Origin of the sequence: Microvirgula sp. AG722 (assembly GCF_003269145.1) — a bacterium.
Taxonomy (GTDB): Bacteria; Pseudomonadota; Gammaproteobacteria; order Burkholderiales; family Aquaspirillaceae; genus Microvirgula; species Microvirgula aerodenitrificans.
Genome location: NZ_QLTJ01000009.1, coordinates 123,503 through 144,655, shown reverse-complemented (window position 1 = coordinate 144,655; position 21,153 = coordinate 123,503). Strand labels below are relative to the sequence as shown.

Below are 21,153 nucleotides of genomic sequence, written 5' to 3'. Positions count from 1 at the left end.
GCGGCTTATTTCAACACCTGCAGCGGGCGCGTCAGCTGGTCCTTCAGGACCTGCTGCTTTTCAGCATCGGTTTTCTTGTCCTTGACCAGGGCATTGAAGTCCAGCGCGTAGGTCGGGGCGGGCAGGGCACCGGTGATCTTGATCGGTACATTCAGTCCCTTGAGTTTCGGGAACTCTACCGGATTGGCGCGCACATTGAATGCATAGTCGACGATGTTCTGGCTCAGATCGAGCTTGCCCTGGCCATTGAGGTCGATCAGTGGTGAGGCCAGCTTCAGGTCGTGATTGCGGCCGACGCCCTTGTCGAACGCAAAGCTTGCCGACAGCCGCTGGAACGGCGTCTTCTGCTTCAGGTCGCTGGCGATGGTCTGCGTGCCCCATTGCGACAGCTCGGCCGGCAGGTTCTTCAGTGCTTCGACCAGATTGATGCCGGTCAGCGCACCCTCGGACAGGCTGACTGACAGTGTGCCGCCCAGCGTGCTGCGCAGCTCGTCGAACGTGCGCCCGCTGGCCGTCAGGTCGGCGGCACCGTTGCCGCGCCCTTCGATGCGGCTGAAGTCGAACAGGTCCTTCAGCAGAGGATGCACATTCATGTGCGACAGCTTCTGGTCGATGTGCAGCGATGGCGTGGCGTCGTTGCTGATGCTCAGCGTACCGGCGAGCACCCCCTGGTAGATCTGGGCGGTAAAGCGGTTGATGTCGACGCCGGTGCTGCTCGCCCTGACATCCATGTCGACCTGCTGCACCGAGAAACGGCCGACGTCGAACTGGCCGATGGCGACCCGGCCGTTCAGATCGACATCGGACAGCCAGTCGAGGTTGATCTTCTGGCTGGAACGCAGCAGCGGGGCCAGCGGCCCGTCCTGCGCCGGCAGGTAGCGGTTCAGGTCGAGCCGGGCCAGCGTCAGCGAGACGTCGTGATGCGGCCTGGTAAAGCTCTTCTGGCGGATGTCCAGATCGAGCCGGGCCCCGTCGAACAGACCGCTGAGGCGGGACTGCAGCGTTTCCGCCTGCAGGTCGGCGTCAATCTGGCCGGTCAGCTCGGTGCGGATCACGCCGCGCGGCAGGTAGGGCGTGCTCAGCGCGGCGCGCACACCGGCCGGTTGCAGCCGGAGCGACGACAGACCGTCCATCACGGCCGGTGCCGAATACTCGACCTTCAGCCGGTTCTTGCCGTTTTCCCACTGGAAGTTGCCGGCAATATTCTGCGCCTGGCTCCGGCCGTTGGCCGAGCGGACATTGCTGGCCTGGCCGTCCAGCAGATAGTGGGTTTCCTGGTCGCCCAGGTTCAGCGCAAAGCGCACCGACGGCGCAAAGATGCCGTCGGCGGACAGGTCCAGTTTCGGCGCGCGGATGACGGCGGTGGCGGCGGGTTTGGCGGTTTCCAGCTTGAGTTCCAGCTGGCTGGCCTCAAGCAGTCCCCTTGCCTGGTTCAGCATCAGGCTGCCGGTCAGCTGTGCCGACAGCACCTGCATGCGGGGCAGGTGGGTTCTGGCATCGAGCGCGAAACCGTCGACGCGGACCTGGTCGTCGGCGATCGAGACCGGCAGCTTGCCATGCAGATCGAACTGGCGGCCGTCCCAGGCCAGTTGCGTCGACACCTCGATCTCGCCGCTGTCTTCCATATTGCCTGCATCAAGACGCAGGGCGGTCAGCCGGCCCTTGCGTCCGGAAATCTCGTCGCGCCAGCTGATGTCGCCATCGGCAATGGACAGATCGTCCAGCTTGACGTGCACGCGTTCGTTCTGCTGCCGGGCATCGAACAGGTCGGCAATGTTCATCGTGCCGTCCGGGCGCCGGATGACGGTCGCATCGACGCCGAGCAGGCGCACCTGCCTGACCAGATAGTGCTTTTGCAGCAAGGGCAGCCAGGCGAAGCGCAGCTCGATCCGGCGCATGGCGGCAAAATCGCTGTGGCCGTCCGCCTCGCTCAGCGACACATTGTCGACCGCGATCCCGGGACGCGGCCAGAACAGCGGGGAAACCGGGCCGCTGACCTTCAGCGTGCGGCCCTGGGCGGCAAAGGCGTGTTCAAGCTCGCGGCGAGCGGCATCGCTGTCGAATTGCCACAGCAGCAGCAGGAAAACCGCCAGGCCGGCGATAACAGTTGTCAGCAGCGCATAAACCGCGGTTTTCAGCCAGAAGCGACCAGAGTTGAAATTCATCAGGTGTCGCAATTGCGGTCAGTGTGGGTCAGTGGGAAATCCGGTCCGGTCCCGATGGGCGCTGGGCCGTGAAGAGTCGGCGCGCCAGGGCAGCCAACGGCAAGCCGCGATTCTAACAGATCCGGGCCTGCCCATGCATGCCGGGCAGCCCGGGCAGGCCACCGAAACCACAGGAACGCGCGGGATGGCACGCGAATTTGTCCTGCCGGCGCGCTTGCCATAGCGTCATGCCATCGAGGTGAAAACCGTGATGGAGGCTGGGCATGCGGCATTTTCTGGCTGAATGGAAAACCATTATTGCATTGATCATGGTGGCCCCCGGCGCCGGCGCCGGCGAGCCGTTTGCCTGCCTGCTGGGCGCCAGTGCCGGTCGCTGCGTGACGGAGGAGGACCCACTGTTCGACCTGGAGGCGGCACGGGGCCGGCGGCAATGGACTGCCGGCGTGGTCAACCACCTCCACGTCGGCGGGAATGCCAAACTGTACCTGTCGCCGAACCGGCTGTACCAGCCGCCATACCGGATCCTGACCCGCAATGGCGAACTGGCTGTGTCGGGCAGGGTCGCTTCCGCCTTTCTGGTACCGCAAGCCTGCTTCTACGCACAGCCGAAGTCGGTCGGGCCGGCACAGTGTCGCGAGCCCGGCAGTCCGCTGGCGCTGACGGCGGGGTCCGGCGGGAAGATCGCCTCGGTCAGCATTCCCCAGGGACTGAGGGTCTACGCATCCGGCCGCGATCCGGCACGCGGCAGCATCGTCTTCAACCCGCCGGGGGCGGATCTGGCCGTGCCGGCACGGCCTGGCCTGCGCCAGTTCGACGTGGCCCGGACAAGGATCGGCTGCCATCGCGAGTGCCCGCTCGGCGAAACCGACAGCTATGCGATAGATGCCATTTACGGCGAACTCTGGAACCACGCGTTCTTCGACATCAAGACCTTTCAGTTCACGTTCAGCATCCGCCGCCCGACATCCTGGATGGAAATCACCCATGCCGGGCGCTTCCCGCTCCGTTTCAGCCTTGATCGCGGGCGACTCGGCCGGGGCCACGGCTCGCTCTCGCCCCCCGTCGGCCAGCCGCACGCACTCGATCCGGCAACCCGCTTCCTGACCCTGGCTTTCGAGCGCGAAGGGGAACGGGCCCTGCGCTATCAGGTCCTGGAACTCGGCGCGAACCGGCAGCTGCTGCGTGCCTCGCCACTGGCCGAGCTGTTCAACGGCACAAAGCCGGACGGGGTCGTGCCAGAAACCTTCACCATCCTGTCGCACAGCCCTGACGTCCGGCTGGCGAGCCTGTCATTCGCCGTGGGAACCGGGCCGAAAAGGGCCTACCGTTCCTATGGCCTGGCGCTGTGCTATGCCAATCCGCTGCTGGCCATCTTCAACTACGTGGTGCAGGGGAAGTGCAACCAGCCCGAAGCGATCCATCGCTATATAAAGGGTGACATGCCGCCGCGCAACGCCATGCTGCTGCACGTCGCCGGCGACCTCTCGCCGCTCGGCCGCAGCAACCACGTGCAGCCGGTCATCCCCCCGCTGACCCGGGTCCGGGAACTCTTCACCGACCGGCAGGACCCCTTCCTGCTGTACGGTACGTCGCGCGCGTGCGGAATCACGGTGGAGCGCATCCTGATGCCGAGGCGCTTCATGCGGCGCGGCCTCGACGGCGATCCTGCCGCGTGCGCGTACTGGACGCTGGACATCCTGACCGTATTTCATCGCCTCTACGGAGCCCGGTGGGATGTGGCGTTCTTCAATGGCGTGATCGATCGCATCATCCGGCATGGCACGGTGGAACAACACACCGGCATGAATCCGGCCGAGATTGCCCGCTTGATCGAGCGGGTGCAGAACCTGTACGCCACCCAGCGCGAACGGCTGGCCCAGATCAGACATGCTCATGACGTGGCGGCATCACTGTTCTATTCGTCCTCGTACGGAAGGCTGATTCCTGACGACTTCCCCTCCGGGAATGTGACTGACCAGTTCCAGCCGATCGTGGTTACGCCGGACACCCCTGCCGCCATTGGCCGCTATGAACTTGATGTAACCCGTTTCACCCCCCTGCCTGATTCTCCCCGGCTGTGGCGACAAGGCAACTGGGTCGAAGCGCCGGCCGATTTCCGCGTGGCGGTTTTCGACCAAAGCAGGCTGCAGGATCCGGCCTATCGCGAAGTGACTTCGACGCTGGAAGGGTGGCTGGCGGCCTATGGCGCCGCAGGCAGCGCCCTCAGCGACGATTCGGACAGCGAGGAAGAAGGGGCGGCGGGGCGCCCCCCGGGGATGGCGACCTCTCGGCTGGCGCACTGGGGCAGCTCGCTGACGTCTAACCTGTTGCTGGAAATGAGGCCGCCCCTTGCCCCGGGCAGGGTGCTGGTGGCGGTGTACTACCAGGACCGCCTGGCATCACTCGTGCAGGGGACGCTGAACGGCGGGCAGGCCACGGTCGAATACGTGTTGTCCCGGCCAGACAGCGTATTGCCGCCTTATACGGCATACAGTGTGCGCGGTGCCGGCCGGCGGGCGCTGACCGAATTCATCCGCTTGTGCATGGCCAGAGGGGTCCGGACCCTCGCCGCCCACGCCGTCACGCCGCCATCCGCCAGCCTGCATGCGGGACTGGGCTTCCGCCTGCTGGACGATCTGTGAGTATTCCCGCACAGCGCGGACCCGTTGCGATAAAAAAACCACACGATGAAGTTGTTTGCGGTTTGTGATTTGCCTGCGCCGTATTGATGATATTAAGGTGGTCGTGTGAGTTAATCACACGGCGGGTCGATATTGGTTATGGTCTCTGCATGGAGGCAATGTTGCTGTGCGCGGGAAATTAATTCCTGTCTCTCCCTCAATCAAATTATGAGCTATTTGCTATGAAAAAATGCACATTACTGGCGCTGACACTGCTGCCTGCGGCTGCAATGGCCGATGCAACGCTGTATGGAAAACTGGCGGTCGGAGTCGAGTACGGGAAGGCTGCCGACTATTCCTTTCAGACAGACCCGAAAGCAACCAGTGACGAACTGTTTTATGAACAATACAAGGCCGGCATGCTGGTAGGGGATAATGGTTCCTTTATCGGCTTCAAGGGCAACGAGAGTCTGGGCAATGGCCTGAAGGCGATCTGGCAGGTCGAGCAGAAACTGCGGCTGGATGGCAGTGCTGATGGTGACGGAGCGAAGTGGGCGACCCGCAACAGCTTTGTCGGCCTGTCCGGTGGCTTCGGCACGCTGCGGCTTGGCAATCTCGGCACCTACCTGAAGGACGACATGCAGAAAGTCGACCCCTGGGCCTATGGTGACGGGGTCAACGGCCTGTCCATCCTGTCGACCAACTGGCTGGACGACTATGTCCGCAATGCCATCCGTTATGACAGCCCGGAACTGGCGGGTTTCAAACTGACTGCACTGTACGGGGTCGACGAGGTTCGTCACTATGCAGCAGCGGGAACGCGGCGCACGAACCAGAGCACAAGCAGTCTGGGGCTGGGTTTTGAGCACAAGGGATTTTTCATTGATGCGGGTTATGTGAAATTTGGCAGTGCCAATCTGGAACCTTCCCTGGAAAGTGTGGGCATGGCGGGAAGCGGGAAAAAATCCAGCCATTACTGGCGACTGGAGACCGGCTACGATAACGGAAAATTGGCACTGGCATTAGCTTACGGGCAAAATAAAATATACAACCCCAGTCAAAATCTGATGAAAAAATTCAGGGATCCTCAGGAAAGAGATGGAGTGTTTGACCCTGAAAATTCGCTCAGCACTACTGAAGCTGCAATAACGGTTGCTTATACTTTTGGTGCGTTTACGCCACGAATTTCATATGCCAGAATCTGGGGTATACGTGATGAAATGCCTAATGAAGAAACAAAGGAAGCCTCGATAGATGAAAAAATTGCCCAGTATGTGGTTGGTCTTGATTATGCGTTAACGAAACGTACGCTGGCCCATGTGTCCTATGGGCTGGTGACCAGTGCCATGGAAAAGGCGTCGACGGAACAGACCCTCGGTTTCGGTCTGACACATTCATTCTGAATCAGGGCGCGCTTCCGTCCTCCAGCCGCAGCAGCGCGGCGGCGAGTTCCGCCGCCGACGCTGCGCCCATCTTGTCCAGCGCATTCTGGCGATGGACCTGCACCGTGCGCTCGCTGATGTCCAGTCGCTGGGCGATGCGCTTGTTCGGCATGCCGGCGGCGACCTGTTCCGCCACCATGCGTTCGCGCGCCGTCAGCGTTGCATACTTGTCGCGCAGCGACAGCATGCGCATGGCCGCCGGCACCTTGTGCAAGGCGCGCTCCAGCGCATCAAGCAGGGCCTGGTCGCGGAACGGCTTTTCGATAAAGTCGACTGCGCCGGCGCGCATCGCCTCCACGGCCATCGGGATGTCGCCATGACCGGTCATGAACACGATCGGCAACTGGTGGCCATCACGCCGCAGGCGGCGCTGCAGCTCAAGCCCGCTGATACCCGGCATGCGGACATCGAGCAGCAGGCAGGCGGGACGCTGCGGTTGCCAGCCGGCGAGAAAGGCCTCGCTACTGTCGAAGGCTTCCCTTTTCCAGCCGACCGAGTCGAGCAGATAGGCCAGCGAGCGGCGCAGGCCGGCGTCATCATCGACGATATAGATCAGGGTATCGGTATTCATGCGGGGTCCGGGGTGCAGGGCAGGGTGAAGGTGATGATCAGACCGGGGCCGTTGGCGGCCAACTGTGCCTGGACGCGGCCGCCGTGGCGTTCGATGATCGAATGGCAGATCGACAGCCCGAGCCCGAGTCCCTGCTCACGTGTGGTGTAGAACGGTTCGAACAGCCGGGTCAGGGTGGCTTCGCTGGCGCCGGGGCCGTTGTCCCGCACCGCAATGCTCAGCCAGTCTGCCTCGGCGCGGACATGGATGCGAATCGCCGGTTCCGCGCTGCGCCGGGTTGCCTCGACGGCATTCTGCAGCAGATTCAGCATGACCTGCTCGATCTGCAGCGGATCGACATTCAGCATGCGCGAGGCCGCGTCGGCGTCGATGTCCAGTTGCAGCGCGGCGGCGGCCGACGGCTGCACGCAGCGGAACAGCTCGACTGCGCCGGCCAGCAACGGGCCGGCCTGACGACGCTCGCGGTCTGTCGGACGTTTTCGCGCCAGATGGCGGACGCGGTCAATGATGGCCTCGGTGCGTTCGACCTGTTCAACCACGCCATGGCCGGCCTCGGCCAGTGCAGCCGGGTCGAGCGGCGTGCGGTCGAGCCGGCGCAGCAGACCGTGCGCGTAATTGCGGATGGCGGCCAGCGGCTGGGCCAGCTCGTGGACCAGCGTCGTTGACATTTCGCCGAGGGCCGACAGGCGGGCGGCATGCTGCAACTGTTCACGCTGGGCCTGCGCATCCTGCTCGGCCTGTTCGCGCTCGACGATGGCCTGGCGCAATTCTGCCGTGCGGCGCTGCACCTGGCGTTCGACCCGCAGGCTGTGCAGTCCCCACAGCAACAGCAACAGGGCCAGTCCGAGCAGGACCGGCCAGTAGCGCAGCGCGAGGCCTCGCGGCGAGGTCTCGCGCAGATAGAGATAGGGGCCGATTTCGAGTTCCTGCATCAGGGCCGACACCGGGCCGTAGTCGGTGGCAATGCTCCAGCCATAACCGTCGACCGTCGTCGGTGTCGACAGCAGCTGGATGGCCAGCCGGCGCGCTGTTTCTGGCGGGGTCGACCGCAGGGCGGCGACCGGCCAGTCCGGGTACAGGCGGGTCGAATGCCGGCATGACATGCCGTCGCCGTGGTGCGGCGACAGTACGCGCAATTCCCCGGCCGGCACCCGCCCGGCGGCGATCAGGTCTTCCAGCAGACAGGTCTGCACCACCCCGGCATCGATATCGCCCCGGCGCACCGCATCGACAATGCCCTGCAGCGGAAACCCGGCAAAGCGCAGCGCGGACAGATCGTCAGGGCTGATGCCCAGCGCATGCAGCTCGCGCCATGCCGTCTGCCAGCCGCCAAAGGCGTCCGGCGACACGGCCATCAGACTGTGGCCGGGCAGATCGGACAGCGCCTGCAGATCCTGGCGCGATGCCCGGACCAGCACGGCCGAACCGATGGCCCGATCCGGCGTGCCCCGTGGCGCGGCCAGGGTGGCAATGCGGCTGATGCCGAATTCGTGCTCCAGCGTGATGTACTGGCCGCTGTTGGTGATGACGAAGTCGACGGTGCGGTCGGCCACGGCCTGGCGCAGCCCGGCGATGTCATGGCTGATGATGCGCAGCTCGCTGCCGTTGCTGTGGCGCAGCAGATTGCGAATTGCCGCGGCAGAGCCGCCCAGTCCGCTGCGTTCACCCAGCGGATCGAGCAGGCCGATCCGCAGCGGTGCGGCAGCCTGGCAGCCGAGCGCGGTCAGCAGCAGGACCGATGCGAAAACGGAAAACCGGGGGAAAAGGGAATGGCGCATGGACGACGGGGCGGTGGGAAGGCGACCAGTATATAGGGGACCCTGCGCGGGCTGCGCGGGGTGAGGTCTGCACGGAATGTGCCATGGATCGTGCTGCAGAACATGGCGATGACATTGACCATAATCAGGGGCTGGCCATAAACTTGGTACGATTTTTTCATAAAAATTTATTTGTCATAAGGAATGGGCATGCCCCTGATCAGACTCGTGCTGTGCAGCCTGGGTATCGCGTTACTTGCCGCTTGCGCCACGCCGGCCGGCAACGGCAATGATGTCAATATTTCCCAGACCAGCCGGGGAGTGGAAATCCGCTCGTCCGATTCGATCCTGTTTGAACCGGGCAAATTCGAGATCAAGCCCGGCGGTGCAGTATTCCTGGACAAGGTCGCCAATCTGCTGAATACCCGTACCCGCAACAACGTGATCATCGAAGGGCATACCGACAATACCGGCAGCCGGCAACTGAACCAGGATCTGTCCGATGTCCGTGCGCTGTCGGTGATGAAGGGACTGGTCGACCGCGGCGTAGCCAAAAACCGCATCAAGGCGGTTGGTTATGGCATGAGCCGCCCGATTGCCGACAACGGCAGCGCGGAAGGCCGTCGGCTGAACCGCCGTACCGACATCATCATCGTGGGCGAAAAGCAGGAAAACATGGGCAAGGACCCGCTGGGGGACCTGGTCAAGAGCGTCGTCGACTTCAGCAAGCGCATTTTCAACTGAGTTCACGAGCGGGTCCGCCCGGACCGTAATCAAGGAGTAGCCACACCATGGCGGAATGTACTGCGTGCCATACCCGCAATAACGATGACGCGCGCTTTTGCCGGGGCTGCGGCAAGCCGCTGACAGCCGCGACGCCGGCTGCAGCCGACGCCGAAGCGGCCTGCACCGCCTGTGGCGCACCGCATCCCCCGGGGCAGCGTTTCTGCCGCGCCTGCGGACACGACATGTCTGCAGCGCCGGTCACCAGCAAGCCGGCTGACGCTCTGCGCCCTGCCCCCGTCCCGGAGGAAAAGGCCAGGCCAGGCCTGCCGCCGGTTGCACCCGAACCGGTCCGGCCGGCGCCGGCCGGGGATGTGCCGCTGACCGGTACGCGCCCGAAAAAGGCTGACGGTCAGCCCGGGGCGCGTCCTGCCAGGCCCGCCGCACCGGCCCGTTCCGGCCGCTGGAAAGGGTGGCTGCTGCTCGGGGTGATCGTGCTGGCCGTTGTCGCCGTGGCTGGCGCCTGGTTCCTGTCGCAGCCTGCGCCCGGTCAGTTGCCGGCAGCGGCCGCACCCGCCGAACCGGGCACGGTGGAACTGGCACCGGACATGAAACTGACCGACAAGCCGGCTGTGTCAGCGGACCCGGTGGCACCGCCCATGCCCGCCGTCACGCCCGAACCGGCCCCGGTGGCGCCGGCGCCGGCGCCGCAGGACATGCCGCCGGATGAAGCGGTCAGTGCCGCGCCCAAAGTGATGGTGCCCGATGCCCCTGCCAGCATGGCGGCGCCGGAGGCCGACGTTCCGGCCAGACCGAAGCCCAGGGCGGAAAAGAAGCCCGAAGCCAGGCCGAAGGCAACGAATCAGCATGATGAAATCCTGCGCCAGAAAGAGGCGCTGAAACAACAGCTTGGCATGTGACCGGCTGTTCAACCCGATACAAGGGAATGTTGATGAAAATGTCCGACCAACTGAAGCGCAGCGGCTCCCTGCTGGACGCCACCTCGGCGATCGGCAACTGGCGCGCGCTGGCACTGTTCGCCGCGAGCACGGTGGCGGCCGTGCTGGTCTTCGGCCTGCTGGTGGCAACGCAGAGTGCAGCCGGCGTGCTGCTTGGTGCCGTGCTGGGCTGGTTGCTGGCCTTCTATGGTGTCAATGCGGTCGGCATCATGCTGATGGATGCAACCCGCGACGGCGAGTCCCGCACGCCGATGCAGGCGGTGGCGGCCTCGTTGCTGACCAGTCACCGGCTGCTGCTGGTCGGGCTGCTGGCCTTCGCCGGTCTGCTGGCGCTGCTGATCGGTGTCGCCATCCTGTTGCTGCTGTGCAAGCTTCCGGTGATCGGTCCGCTGCTGTTTGCCGTGGTCATGCCGCTGAGCGCACTGCTGCTCGGCCTGACGCTGTTCACCCTGGCCTATGTGTTCTACCCGCTTGCCGCCTCGGCCATCTGGTCCGGCGCCACGGTCATGGAGGCGGCCGGCAATCTGCTGGCCATTGCCCGCAAGCGCCTGGTGGCCGTCGTGCTGCAGGAAGTGGTGCTGATGCTGATCGTGTTTTTTGTCGCCCTGATCCTGCTTGGCATCGTGTTCTCCGGGCTGGGTCTGACCACCATGATGTCGGCCGGCATTGTCGGCGGAGGCGAAGGCGGGCTGCAGTCGCTGGGCATGATGGCGATGGGAATGGGCAGCATGGGGATGGGCGGGCTGGGCGGCGGCGGGGGCTATGTGCTGGCCGGCGGGCTCGGTACCACCTTGCTGCTGGCACTGGCCGGCATCGTGCCGGGGCTGATCGCGCTGCAGGGCTTTTGCCAGATCTACCTGTCGTCGCTCGAAGGCCTTGATTCCGGTGATGCCCGGCGTGTGCTGGCAGCCACTTTGCAGAAAACGCAGGAAAAAATGCGGGAAGCACGCGAGAAGGTAGAAGCACAGGCACGGCGCCCGGTCACGCCGGCCGCAGCGGAAACGCCGGTTTCCCCTTCTGCACCGGCGACACCGGCAGCGCCGGTTGTGCCGGCCGTCGAGACGTCCGCGCCCGTTGCGCCGGCGGTGGTTGCCGCTTGTCCGGCGTGCCGGATGCCGGTCGAACCTGACGACGTGTTCTGCGGGCACTGCGGTCAGCGGATCGCCTGACTGTCATGCGCCGATTCTGTACCCGCTGTGGTCATCCGGACGATGATGCTGCCCGCTTCTGCGGCCAGTGTGGCGCCCCGATGAAAATCAAGGCACCGGCTGCCGCCGTTGCTCCCGCTGCCGTGCGCCCGTGGCTGAACCGGCGCCGGGTGGCGGGCATCGCCGTTGCGTTGCTTGTGGCCGGCGGTGCCGCGACCTGGGCGCTGTTGCCGCAATCCGCATCGGAGGCGGTATTTGCTGCCGCCATCGACCAGTCGCTGGCGGCCGATCGCGTCGCACAGCGCAGAACGGTGTGCCTGGGCAACTTCGATTACGGTCGAAGCCCGGTCAACACCAGCCGTTTTGACAGTGCGACCAACAATTGGCTGGCCGAGCTGGTCAAAGCGGGTCTGTACCAGCCTCCCCGTGAGCTGAACGGCGGTCTTTTCAGCCAGTTCCAGTATGTGCAGACCGAAACGGGCCGTGCGGCGGTTCGTGATGGCCGGTTGTGCGTGGCTGACGGTCTGCGGGTCGAGGCCGTGACCGCGTTCACGCCGCCGGAGACGCTGAATGGCGTCCTGGTGACCGAAGCCAGCGTGCGTTACCGGCTGGACCGGCCGGCAGCCTGGCTCAGCGAGCCGATCCGGCGCGAGCTGTTCCATGGCGAGAGCGGTCCGGGCGGGAAGGTCGCCCTGGCCCGCATCGACGGCAAGTGGAAAGTGGCATCAGCCAGCGAGCGGCAGGCCCTGAGTCAGGCGCTGTTCATCCGTGAACTCGGCGCGGCCGGGGTCGATCTTGCCCGCGAGGAAGTCCAGCGCCGGGGCCTGGTCGCCGCCGTCATCCACTGGTTCCAGCAGCTCCTCCCGGCGCGGTAACGATTACTGCGCTCTTTTTTCATCATCTTTTCTTGTCAATTATGCCGTTTGACCGGTTTTTTTCGATCGGCATGGATCATCATGAATCACGTATACCGTCTGGTATGGAGCCCCGCGCAGGGCATATGGAGAGTGACATCGGAGTTGAGCCGTCGTCATGCCGCGTCCGGTGGCGCTCACCGCCGTGCCGGTTCCCCGGCCCTGATGCTGGCACTGTCGCTGCTGGCAGCGCCGGCGCTGGCCTGAGAATCGCGCGGCAGCAGCAGGCGGCCCCCTGCTTGGCGGCAATGGCGGTGATGCCAATGGTGGTGGTGGCGGCAGTTTTGCCGGCCTGGCCCGGAATCTGCCGTTTATCGGGCTGGCGCAGCATGTGTATCTGGGCGTGACGACGTGCGGGCGCGCGGCCAGCTGGGCTGGCTGCATGCCGATGGCGATCTCCGCCCGGTCGGCGCGATGGCCTTTGCCGGCGGTGGCAACTTTGCACCGGCGGGCCTGCCGGTGGCGCGGGATGTGCTGCAGGTCGAGCTTGGAGCGGATATCGCACTGAATCGCTCCGCTTCACTGGGGCTGTACTATGCCGGGCAGTTCGCCGGGCAGGTAAGCGACCATTCACTGCGTGCGGAAGCGGTCTGGCGCTTCTGAATGCATGCGGCAGGAAAGGCACGACAGCATCGACGCTGGCGTGCTTTTCTCTTGCCGCATAGCATGCTGAGTGGGTAATTATGTTGTCGGCGGTCAAGAATGTAGTGATTTAAACCGATAGTCATTAATGACTGTGTGTTTGGACCCAAATCATCGTTTTTGCTTCAGGACAATTAATGCGCGTTTCAACCCGACTGATAATCATCATTCTGACCAGTTTTCTCGGCCTGTTGCTGGTCGCAGGCGTTTCCCTGTACGGGCTTCGCAGCGTGCTGCAGCAGGAGAAGGAAACCTTCATTACCGGCCAGCTGAAAGTGGCCGAGAGCATCCTCAGACACTATGCCGACGAGGAAAAGCAGGGCCGTCTGACGCTGGCACAGGCACAGGCGCAGGCCGCCGGCGCCCTGGCCATGATGAAGTACGACGATTTCTATTTCTTTGCGCGCAACAAGGACAACATCCTGGTTGTCCATCCGAAGCCGGAGCGGGTCGGCAAGCCCGACACCGGCAGCAGGTTGCCGGATGGCCGCACCACGCTCGATGCCTATAACGATGCACTGAAAACGGCCACTTACGGGCTGACGGTGATCCAGACGTCGCGCACCAGCGGCGGCGAGGAAGTACCGAAGCTCAATGGCGTCTACCGCTTCGAACCATGGGGCTGGATGGTGGGCACCGGCATCTTTACCGATGACATTGCGCGGACTTTCTGGCGCAGCGCCACGGTGCTGATGGGGATCGGGCTGGTCGTGCTGCTGGCCGTCGCAGGGCTGGCGATGGCGATGTCGCGGCAGATCGTCGGCGCGCTCGGCGGCGAGCCGGCCTATGCGGTGCAGGTGGTCGAGGCCATTGCCGCCGGCAATCTGCGCAGCGAAATCCACACCCGGGGCAAGCCGCACAGCCTGCTGGCGGTGATGCGCACCATGCAGGGCAATCTGCGGGCGATGATCGAGCAGATCGGCCAGTCGTCCAGCCAGCTGGCCGATACGGCACACCGCATGGCTGAACAGATGCAGAAGCTCGATGCCGCCTCGGGCGCGGCCAATGCGTCGACGTCGTCGGCGGCGGCCGCGATCGAGCAGCTGTCGGTCAGCATCGACCATGTGTCGGAAAATGCCCGGGAAACCGAAGTTGATTCGCGCGGTGTGGCAGAGCTGGCGCAGCAGGGCCGGGCGGTTGCCGGAGAGGTGGCAACGGACATTCGCTCCATTTCCGGCGAAATCGGCACGGCATCGACCCAGGTCGTGTCGCTGGCCGAGCGGACGCGCAATATCAGCGGCATCGCTGACACCATTCGCGACATTGCCGACCAGACCAATCTGCTGGCGCTGAATGCAGCGATCGAGGCGGCGCGCGCCGGCGAGGCCGGCCGGGGTTTCGCCGTGGTGGCGGACGAGGTGCGCAAGCTGGCCGAGCGCACGGCACTGGCGACCAATGAAATCGCGACCATCATCCAGACCGTGGTCAGGGAAACGGCCGAGGTCTCGGTGGCGATGGATCACATCAATCCGCTGGTCGAGGCCGGCGTGACCCGGGTCAACCAGCTGGCAGCTTCGCTCGGGGAGATCGACGACCGCATGGGCATCACGCTGGAGCGCTTCCGCAACGTGGCCTATGCCATGTCCGAACAGAGCCAGGCCGGTGCGAACCTGGCCGGGGACGTCGAGCGGGTGGTCGGCGTGGTCGAGGAAACCCAGTCGGCGGTGAAATTCACCCGCGATGCCGCTGCGCAACTGGAGCAGCTTTCGGATGAACTGCACCAGTCGGTCTCGCGCTTCTCGGTCTGAGCACCGTGACGCAGCCGGTCATGCCGGTGCCGATAAGGTAGTGCTCCGGTTATTGTTCGACCAGGCGGTAAAACCGGCATTCACTTATGAAAAATCTTCATGAATGGCAGAGGGTGTCCCGGCCGGCAGGCCGGTTTGCAGGTCTGCCGCTAGCATTGACAGACGCTGGACCAGGGGCACGAACCTGTCCTCGGGCGTGTTCCCGTAGCCCAGTATCAGGCCATTGTCTCCTGGCCGGGGATGGAGGGTATTGGCTGAAAGTGCAGCGGGGGCGATGTGATAACGCCAGGCCGCTTCAACGATTTGCTGATCCGGGTAGCACCCGGGCAGCCGGACGAGCAAATGCATCCCGCCGTGCCCGCCGGCCACCTCGCAGGGAACGGTCATTTCCCGGGACAGGGCTTCACGCAATGCCTGCTGTCGGTCGCGGTACAGTCTTCTCATGCGCCGGAGGTGGCGACTGAATTGCCCCGTTTCCATAAAGTCGGCCAATGCCAGTTGCTGGTGCCGTTGACTGCCGCGCAGCAATTCTTCAAGCAGGGCAGGCACGTCCGTTATCATCAGCCGGGCCGGAAGCACCAGAAACCCCATGCCCAGTGACGGAAACAGGGTTTTGCTGAAAGTACCGATATAAAGTACGGGGGCGTCATCCACCAGCCCCTGCATGGCACCGACCGGGGCGCCGGCATGGCGGAACTCGCTGTCATAATCGTCCTCGATGATCCATGTCTTGTTGCTGCGTGCGTATTCAATCAGTTCGAGGCGACGTGCCACTGTCAGCACCGCGCCGGTCGGGTATTGATGCGAAGGCGTGGCATAGATCAGGCGCGGGGCAGGGGACGCATAGTCGTCACGACTCACTGCCATGCCTTCTGCATCGGTCCGGATGGGCCTGATCCTGAGTCCCCCGGCCCGCATGGCTGCCCGGGCGCCCCGGTATCCGGGATCTTCCACCCAGGCGGTGTCACCCGGCGTGGACAACAGGCGCACGCACAGGGCCAGCGCCTGTTGCGTTCCGCCGGTGACAAAGACCTGCTCCGGCCGGCAGCGCACCCCGCGCGAGACCGACAGATGGTGAGCAATGGCCATGCGCAAGGCCGGTTCCCCGCCCGGAGGACCGTAGCCCAGTGCGGATGGGCCGGCATCGCGCATGGCGTGGTCGACGGCACGGCGCCAGGCTGCCAGCGGGAAGTGGGACAAGGCCGGATCGCCAGGCCTGAATGCACTGCCGGCCCTGGGTCTGGTGACCGAGAATGGCCCGGGCACGGCGACGGGACCGCCGGATGGCAGCGGCCAGCCTCCCTGCAGCGAAGCCGCAGGGGCCGGTGACAGATTGGCCACCCGGGTACCCCGTCGATCCGGCTGCACATAGCCCTCTGCGGCCAGCCCGTCGTAAGCGGCGGTTACCGTATTGCGCGAGACCGACAGCGACTCGGCCAATGCCCGCGCCCCCGGCAGCCGACTGCCCGGCAGCAGCCGACCATCAAGGATGGCTGCCTTGAGACGAAGATACAGCTGATGCTGCATGGAGCCGAAGCACCGCTCCCTGAGCAGTGGTTCTTCCAGCAGGCGCTGCGTTGCGGACTTCGGTTCTTCTGGCGTCATGGCAGCCTGTTTTTTTTGTGGCACCAATAAATATCCATTTTGTGGCACTTTTTCTGGTGCCACGAGGCCGCTATTGTAAAACCCGACCAGCCAGCCTGTCCGGCTTTGCAAACACACACCACTGGAACTGACGATGCACAATGCCTATTCGCAGGAAATCGGCCCGGCCATGCCCGGATGGAGCGCACGTCCATGGCCTGGCCGTGGGCCAATGGAGGGAGATCACTGCCGTCTGGAGCCCCTCGATGCTTCGCTGCATGCGGACGATCTTTACGCTGCCTACCACCTTGCGCCGGATGACCGCGACTGGACCTATATGAGCAGCGGGCCGTTTCCGGACCGGGCGTGTTACCAGGCCTATATCGACCAGGCGTCCGCCAGCCAGGATCCGTGCCACTACGCGGTGATCGACCGGACGAGCGGGCGCGCCGTCGGCAGCCTGGCGCTGATGCGCATCGACCCGGGAAATGGTGTGGTCGAGGTCGGACACGTGGCTTTTTCACCGTTGCTGCAACGCACGGTGGCGGCGACCGAAGCGCACTACCTGCTGATGAAGCATGTCTTCGACGAACTCGGCTACCGCCGCTACGAATGGAAGTGCGACAGCCTCAATGCGCGTTCCCGCCGCAGTGCTGCGCGCCTCGGCTTTACCTTTGAAGGAATTTTCCGCCAGGCCATCGTCTACAAGGGGCGCAGCCGCGACACGGCGTGGCATTCCCTGATTGACAGTGAATGGCCTGCCCGCCGCGCAGCCCTTGAGCGCTGGCTTGTCCCCGGGAATTTTGATGAACAGGGACGGCAGATCCAGCCGCTGGACGCGATGCAGGACCGGATTCCTCCCGTGCGCCGGTAATGCCGGCAGATCTCCTTCTGCTGGTGGTCGGTGCCGCCGTCGCCGGCTTGGTCCAGGGGCTTTCCGGCTTCGCGTTCTCCATGGTGGCCATGTCATTCTGGGCATGGGGGCTGGACCCGAAACTGGCATCGGTCATGGCCGTCTTCGGCTCGCTGTCCGGTCAGGTGGTGGCGGCCGTGAGCACCGGACGCCGGTTCCGGGTCGATGCCATCGGCCCCTACCTGGCCGGAGGACTCATTGGCATCCCGGTCGGCGTATTCGTCTTGCCCTGCCTGAATCCGGATGCATTCAAGCTCGGGCTTGGTCTGGCCCTCGTGATCTGGTGCCCGCTGATGCTTGTCTCGTCACGCCTGCCTGCGATCACTGCCGGCGGCCGCATCGCTGATGGACTGGCGGGGGCGGCGGGCGGATTCATGGGGGGGATCGGCGGATTGACCGGCGTGATTCCGACATTGTGGAGCACCCTCCGGGGACTGGAAAAGGAACACCAGCGGGCAGTCATCCAGAGCTTCAATCTCGTGACCCTGTCCGTCACCATGCTGGTCTATCTGGCAACCGGGCTGGTAAGCAAGGAGATGCTGCCCTTGCTGCCGGTGGTGTTCCTTGCCCTGCTGTTTCCCGTTCTGCTCGGCATCCGGCTGTATTCCCGGCTGAGTCAGGTGATGTTCAGAAAAATGGTGCTGGTCGTTCTGATGCTGTCTGGCGTGGCGATGCTGATGGCGCTGCGGTGAGTGCCCGGCATCTGGTGCAGACTCAGTGGGGACACGATATCGCGTCAATGATCTACAAAAGGGGAGGAGAGCAGCGTTCTGTTAATTTTCTGCTTGGTTCCATACCCCCAGGCACAATAAAGTTTGGTCATGGCTTCAATTTCCTTCAAGAATAAATACGCCTTGCTTTGATTTTTTTACTGCGAGACCATTTTTTTATACCCAAGATCATGATCTTCAGGCGATCGCCAAAATTGAGGGCACAACAGCAAGGTCGAAAGGAAGGGTTTTTTTAGTTGAGATCAGGGTTGCTCACGGATATTATTCAGTAGGCGCTGGATTGCAAAACGTGCAACAAGCAGAATGGTGGCCGGTATGAAGCAGTGAAATAAAACTATCCAGACGTAGCTGAATATAGTGTTGAACAAGAGAGAAAAATCCTGGCTTTTCAGGTTGAAAGCGTATACCGAGATGGCAGGAAGCGGTGAAAGCAGAACCGTCTTCGCGACAACCTGGCAGGCTCTGGAAATGTTATCCGTCAAGAATGCCGCCGGAACAAGGCAGGCGAATGCCAAATAGGCTGGGATTTTTTCTGGGGCAGAAAGGGTCTTTGCCCATTCTGGTATGTGGAACACTTTGGAGAAGGTGAAGAGATCTACCCAGATAACCATGACCGTCGAAAGCAAGACGGTACTGGCGATGAAGGCCAAGTGGTTGCGGTTGAGCGGGAATACGGTGGTCATGGCTAATTTTTTAGAGAGTCATTCTGCGCTGAAACTTCGGCCCCTGTCACCCTCATTTCGAACTGCCATATCAACAAAAATCGGCACGGCTGAGGTAACTCGATGATGTTGACTTAAAGGGTATAGCGGCAAAAGAGGTATCAAAAGCAGCCGGAGAGCACGTTTGCATGAAGATGCTAACGAATATCTGCTACACGGGTGAACGGTCAGTGCCACTCGTAGCTACAAGCGGTCATCTTACAACTTTGTCATAAATGAATGCAATGGCCGAGCAGCCGAAGCCAGGATCGCAGTTTCTCTGTGACGGACAAGACATACGTCTTTTTTGAGCACGCGGAAGATTTGCTCCCGCGCGTAGCGGAAACGCCATTGCCTGGTACCGCTGGAAGCCGGTGGACAGTGACTGTGGAGCGGGTGAAGGGAATCGAACCCTCGTCGTAAGCTTGGGAAGCTTCTGCTCTACCATTGAGCTACACCCGCGACGCGTTGCGCGAGGAGGCAGAATATAGCCATTTTCAATCGCCTTGGCAAGGCCGGAGAGTGCGCAGGTAGCGCAGGAAACCATCCAGAAAACGCCCGGTAACCGGCATGAACCAGGAGCCGAAATGGTAGAACGGGTCCAGTGTGCAGACGATCAGTCGCCCGGGCGTGCTGTGGCAGTCCTCGTACAGCAGGCAGCCGTCGCGGTGGTGAAAGCCGATCAGTGCGCTGACGCCAGGCGGCGGGCTCAGCACGCCGTGAAAATGCCAGCTGGCGTCATCCAGGCCGATATGGTCGAACAGCGTGTGGCGGGGTGTCGGCGTATACAGCCCCAGCGTGGCTCCCGGGGTTTTCCACCACCAGAAATTGACCGGTTCGTCCCGCCAGACGACAGCGGGCAACCACAGTTCGGGCCGGGTGCCGGCCATGGCGACCACAGTTTTGCCGGCGGCGAGCAGCGCGTGCAGCCGGGGCTGTGCCGCGCACAGCAGCCCCGGGTGGCAGCGGTCGGTGACGACCAGCACGTCGATGTCGTCCAGATCGGTGTCCGCCAGCTGGCGCAGTTCGATCAGCCGGTCGAAATAGCGCCGGAAACGCGGGTGGTACAGCGCGCGGCGGTGGAAATGACTGCCATTGTCGAGGGCGGCGAGGCGGGGTGTGCTCATGCCGGCCTGCCGATGGCGGACACGGACAGTGCCCATGCGACCAGTTGCACCGGCAGGCAGCGGGCGCCGCTGTCGCCGCAGCCCCACAGGTCGTTGCCGGCATGCATGAACAGCCTGCCGCCTCCCGGGGGCGACCATTCCCAGTCGACCGGCAGCCGGTCCGAGGCCGGTGACCGGCACGGCGCCATCTGGCGGCGGATTGCAGCCACGACCGTAGAAACCGGCCACGCCATGGCGGAAGGTCAGGTCGCGCATGTCGATGCCATCATGGACCGGATGCGATCGCAGCCGGTGGACGGTCAACTGCTCGACGTCAAAGGCCGGCAGCGGCCGGAACGGCGTCAGTCCGTCGACATAGGGATCGACGACATGGCCGTTGCAGACCAGCACGCCACCGGCATGCAGATAGCGGGTCAGCGCCGGTTTCTGCTCCAGCAGTTCGCGCTGGTCGCTGCCGGCGGCAATAAACAGCGCGCTGAATGAGGCTAGCGACTGCCGTTTCAGTGCATAGATGTCGATGGCGGTCAGCCGGGCAGCGAGCTCGGGGCGGGCGAACAGTGCCGGTGGGGGCGGGTCGCCGGTGGTGATGACGGCAATGGAGCGGGTCAAGGGCAGGGTTCCTGCTGGAGGGTAGCGGACGGAAACAGCGGCACGATGCCGGTATGGCGATGCGGCGGGTCGTGGATGTCGATCCGCCGCACCGGCAGGCCGTACAGCGCGGACAGCACCGGTTCGGTCAGGACCGTTCGGGCATCGCCGTGCAGGGGAAGATCATCCGCCCGCATCACCAGTACCTGGCAGTCACTGTCCAGCGCGTGCTGCGGATGATGGGAACTGAACAGCGTGCTGATGCCTTGCTGGTGCGCGAGCCGGGCCAGCAGCGCCAGCAGCAGCGACTGGTTGGCGAGGTCGAGCGCCGATGCCGGCTCATCAAGCACGATGCAGCGGGGTTCGGAGACCAGCGCCCGGGCCAGCAGCACCAGCTGTCGCTCTCCACCGGACAGGGTGCGGAAGCTGCGGGCAGCCAGTCGTTGCATGCCGACGGTCTGCAGCGCGTCCAGTGCCCGTGCATGATCCGTTGCGCCAGGCTGACGCCACAGACCGAGATGACGGCAGCGTCCCATCAGCACCATGTCGACGACCCCATAGTCGAACAGGCAATGGAAGCGCTGCGGCAGGTAAGCCAGCGCCGGGGTCACGCACACGCTGCCTTCGTCCAGCGGCGTCAGGCCGGCGATGGCGCGCAGCAGTGTGGTTTTGCCCCGGCCATTGCCGCCGAGCAGGCACAGTCGCTGTCCCGGTGCGATGCGCAGGTTCAGGTCGCGAAACAGCCAGGTGCCGTCCGGCAGACGGATGCCGGCATGGCGCAGCGCAACGACGTCGTTTTCGATCAGTCCGGTCGGCATG

17 protein-coding genes, 1 tRNA gene and 1 pseudogene are annotated in these 21,153 nt (G+C 63.7%); 11 read left to right on the top strand and 8 right to left on the bottom strand.

The features are described 5' to 3' along the window. Window positions 1-5: 5 nt before the first annotated feature. On the bottom strand, window positions 6-2,165 hold the full coding sequence (locus tag DFO50_RS12820; protein ID WP_112692666.1) for an AsmA family protein: 2,160 nt from the start codon (window positions 2,163-2,165) through the stop codon (window positions 6-8). A gap of 263 nt (window positions 2,166-2,428) precedes the next feature. Between DFO50_RS12820 and DFO50_RS12815 the strand changes: the two genes are divergently transcribed. After that, window positions 2,429-4,807 (top strand): hypothetical protein, encoded by a 2,379-nt coding sequence (locus DFO50_RS12815; RefSeq protein WP_028499683.1) that lies wholly within the window; start codon window positions 2,429-2,431, stop codon window positions 4,805-4,807. A gap of 221 nt (window positions 4,808-5,028) precedes the next feature. Continuing rightward, window positions 5,029-6,189 (top strand): porin, encoded by a 1,161-nt coding sequence (locus DFO50_RS12810; RefSeq protein WP_028499684.1) that lies wholly within the window; start codon window positions 5,029-5,031, stop codon window positions 6,187-6,189. A 1-nt stretch (window position 6,190) separates the two neighbouring features. Here DFO50_RS12810 and DFO50_RS12805 read toward each other — a convergent pair whose 3' ends face one another. Together DFO50_RS12805 and DFO50_RS12800 are read right to left on the bottom strand one after the other, a co-directional pair. Next, window positions 6,191-6,799: a response regulator transcription factor gene (locus DFO50_RS12805; RefSeq protein ID WP_028499685.1), complete on the bottom strand. Its 609-nt coding sequence runs from the start codon at window positions 6,797-6,799 to the stop codon at window positions 6,191-6,193. Continuing rightward, window positions 6,796-8,577, bottom strand: coding sequence for a PhnD/SsuA/transferrin family substrate-binding protein (locus DFO50_RS12800; protein WP_112692665.1), 1,782 nt, complete (start codon window positions 8,575-8,577; stop codon window positions 6,796-6,798). Before DFO50_RS12800 ends, DFO50_RS12805 begins: the two co-directional genes overlap by 4 nt. A gap of 189 nt (window positions 8,578-8,766) precedes the next feature. Here DFO50_RS12800 and DFO50_RS12795 point away from each other — a divergent pair, with 189 nt between their 5' ends. The 7 genes and pseudogenes from DFO50_RS12795 (at window position 8,767) to DFO50_RS12765 (ending at window position 14,690) form a co-directional block, all read left to right on the top strand. Then, complete coding sequence (locus tag DFO50_RS12795) at window positions 8,767-9,300, top strand: OmpA family protein (RefSeq protein ID WP_158537457.1); 534 nt, start codon at window positions 8,767-8,769, stop codon at window positions 9,298-9,300. Between the two features lie 47 nt (window positions 9,301-9,347). Beyond that, complete coding sequence (locus DFO50_RS12790; RefSeq protein WP_112692663.1) at window positions 9,348-10,199, top strand: zinc ribbon domain-containing protein; 852 nt, start codon at window positions 9,348-9,350, stop codon at window positions 10,197-10,199. 32 nt (window positions 10,200-10,231) lie between these two features. Further along, window positions 10,232-11,407, top strand: coding sequence for a hypothetical protein (locus tag DFO50_RS12785; RefSeq protein WP_112692662.1), 1,176 nt, complete (start codon window positions 10,232-10,234; stop codon window positions 11,405-11,407). 5 nt (window positions 11,408-11,412) lie between these two features. Then, on the top strand, window positions 11,413-12,261 hold the full coding sequence (locus DFO50_RS12780; protein ID WP_028499688.1) for a zinc ribbon domain-containing protein: 849 nt from the start codon (window positions 11,413-11,415) through the stop codon (window positions 12,259-12,261). Between the two features lie 81 nt (window positions 12,262-12,342). Then, window positions 12,343-12,507, top strand: coding sequence for an ESPR-type extended signal peptide-containing protein (locus DFO50_RS12775; protein ID WP_084300139.1), 165 nt, complete (start codon window positions 12,343-12,345; stop codon window positions 12,505-12,507). Between the two features lie 126 nt (window positions 12,508-12,633). After that, a pseudogene (locus DFO50_RS12770) lies at window positions 12,634-12,903 on the top strand (autotransporter domain-containing protein); the annotation flags it as partial. A gap of 176 nt (window positions 12,904-13,079) precedes the next feature. Then, complete coding sequence (locus DFO50_RS12765) at window positions 13,080-14,690, top strand: methyl-accepting chemotaxis protein (RefSeq protein ID WP_028499690.1); 1,611 nt, start codon at window positions 13,080-13,082, stop codon at window positions 14,688-14,690. A gap of 84 nt (window positions 14,691-14,774) precedes the next feature. Here DFO50_RS12765 and DFO50_RS12760 read toward each other — a convergent pair whose 3' ends face one another. After that, a complete protein-coding gene (locus tag DFO50_RS12760; RefSeq protein WP_199489828.1) occupies window positions 14,775-16,436 on the bottom strand; it encodes a PLP-dependent aminotransferase family protein in 1,662 nt (553 codons plus the stop codon). Here DFO50_RS12760 and DFO50_RS12755 point away from each other — a divergent pair. Beyond that, window positions 16,429-17,148: a GNAT family N-acetyltransferase gene (locus DFO50_RS12755; protein ID WP_036386269.1), complete on the top strand. Its 720-nt coding sequence runs from the start codon at window positions 16,429-16,431 to the stop codon at window positions 17,146-17,148. The genes DFO50_RS12760 and DFO50_RS12755 overlap by 8 nt on opposite strands. After that, complete coding sequence (locus DFO50_RS12750) at window positions 17,148-17,879, top strand: sulfite exporter TauE/SafE family protein (protein ID WP_028499692.1); 732 nt, start codon at window positions 17,148-17,150, stop codon at window positions 17,877-17,879. Before DFO50_RS12755 ends, DFO50_RS12750 begins: the two co-directional genes overlap by 1 nt. Window positions 17,880-18,160: 281 nt before the next feature. Here the strand turns inward: DFO50_RS12750 and DFO50_RS12745 are convergent, their stop codons facing one another. The 4 genes from DFO50_RS12745 to DFO50_RS12730 form a co-directional block, all read right to left on the bottom strand. Continuing rightward, entirely contained in the window at window positions 18,161-18,601 is a 441-nt protein-coding gene (locus tag DFO50_RS12745; RefSeq protein WP_051528930.1) for a hypothetical protein, read from the bottom strand. Window positions 18,602-19,007: 406 nt separating this feature from the next. Beyond that, window positions 19,008-19,081: transfer RNA gene (locus tag DFO50_RS12740), tRNA-Gly, on the bottom strand. Window positions 19,082-19,116: 35 nt separating this feature from the next. Then, window positions 19,117-20,355: a hypothetical protein gene (locus tag DFO50_RS19400; RefSeq protein WP_199489827.1), complete on the bottom strand. Its 1,239-nt coding sequence runs from the start codon at window positions 20,353-20,355 to the stop codon at window positions 19,117-19,119. Then, on the bottom strand, window positions 20,352-21,152 hold the full coding sequence (locus DFO50_RS12730; protein WP_036386271.1) for an ABC transporter ATP-binding protein: 801 nt from the start codon (window positions 21,150-21,152) through the stop codon (window positions 20,352-20,354). Before DFO50_RS12730 ends, DFO50_RS19400 begins: the two co-directional genes overlap by 4 nt. Window position 21,153 lies beyond the last annotated feature (1 nt).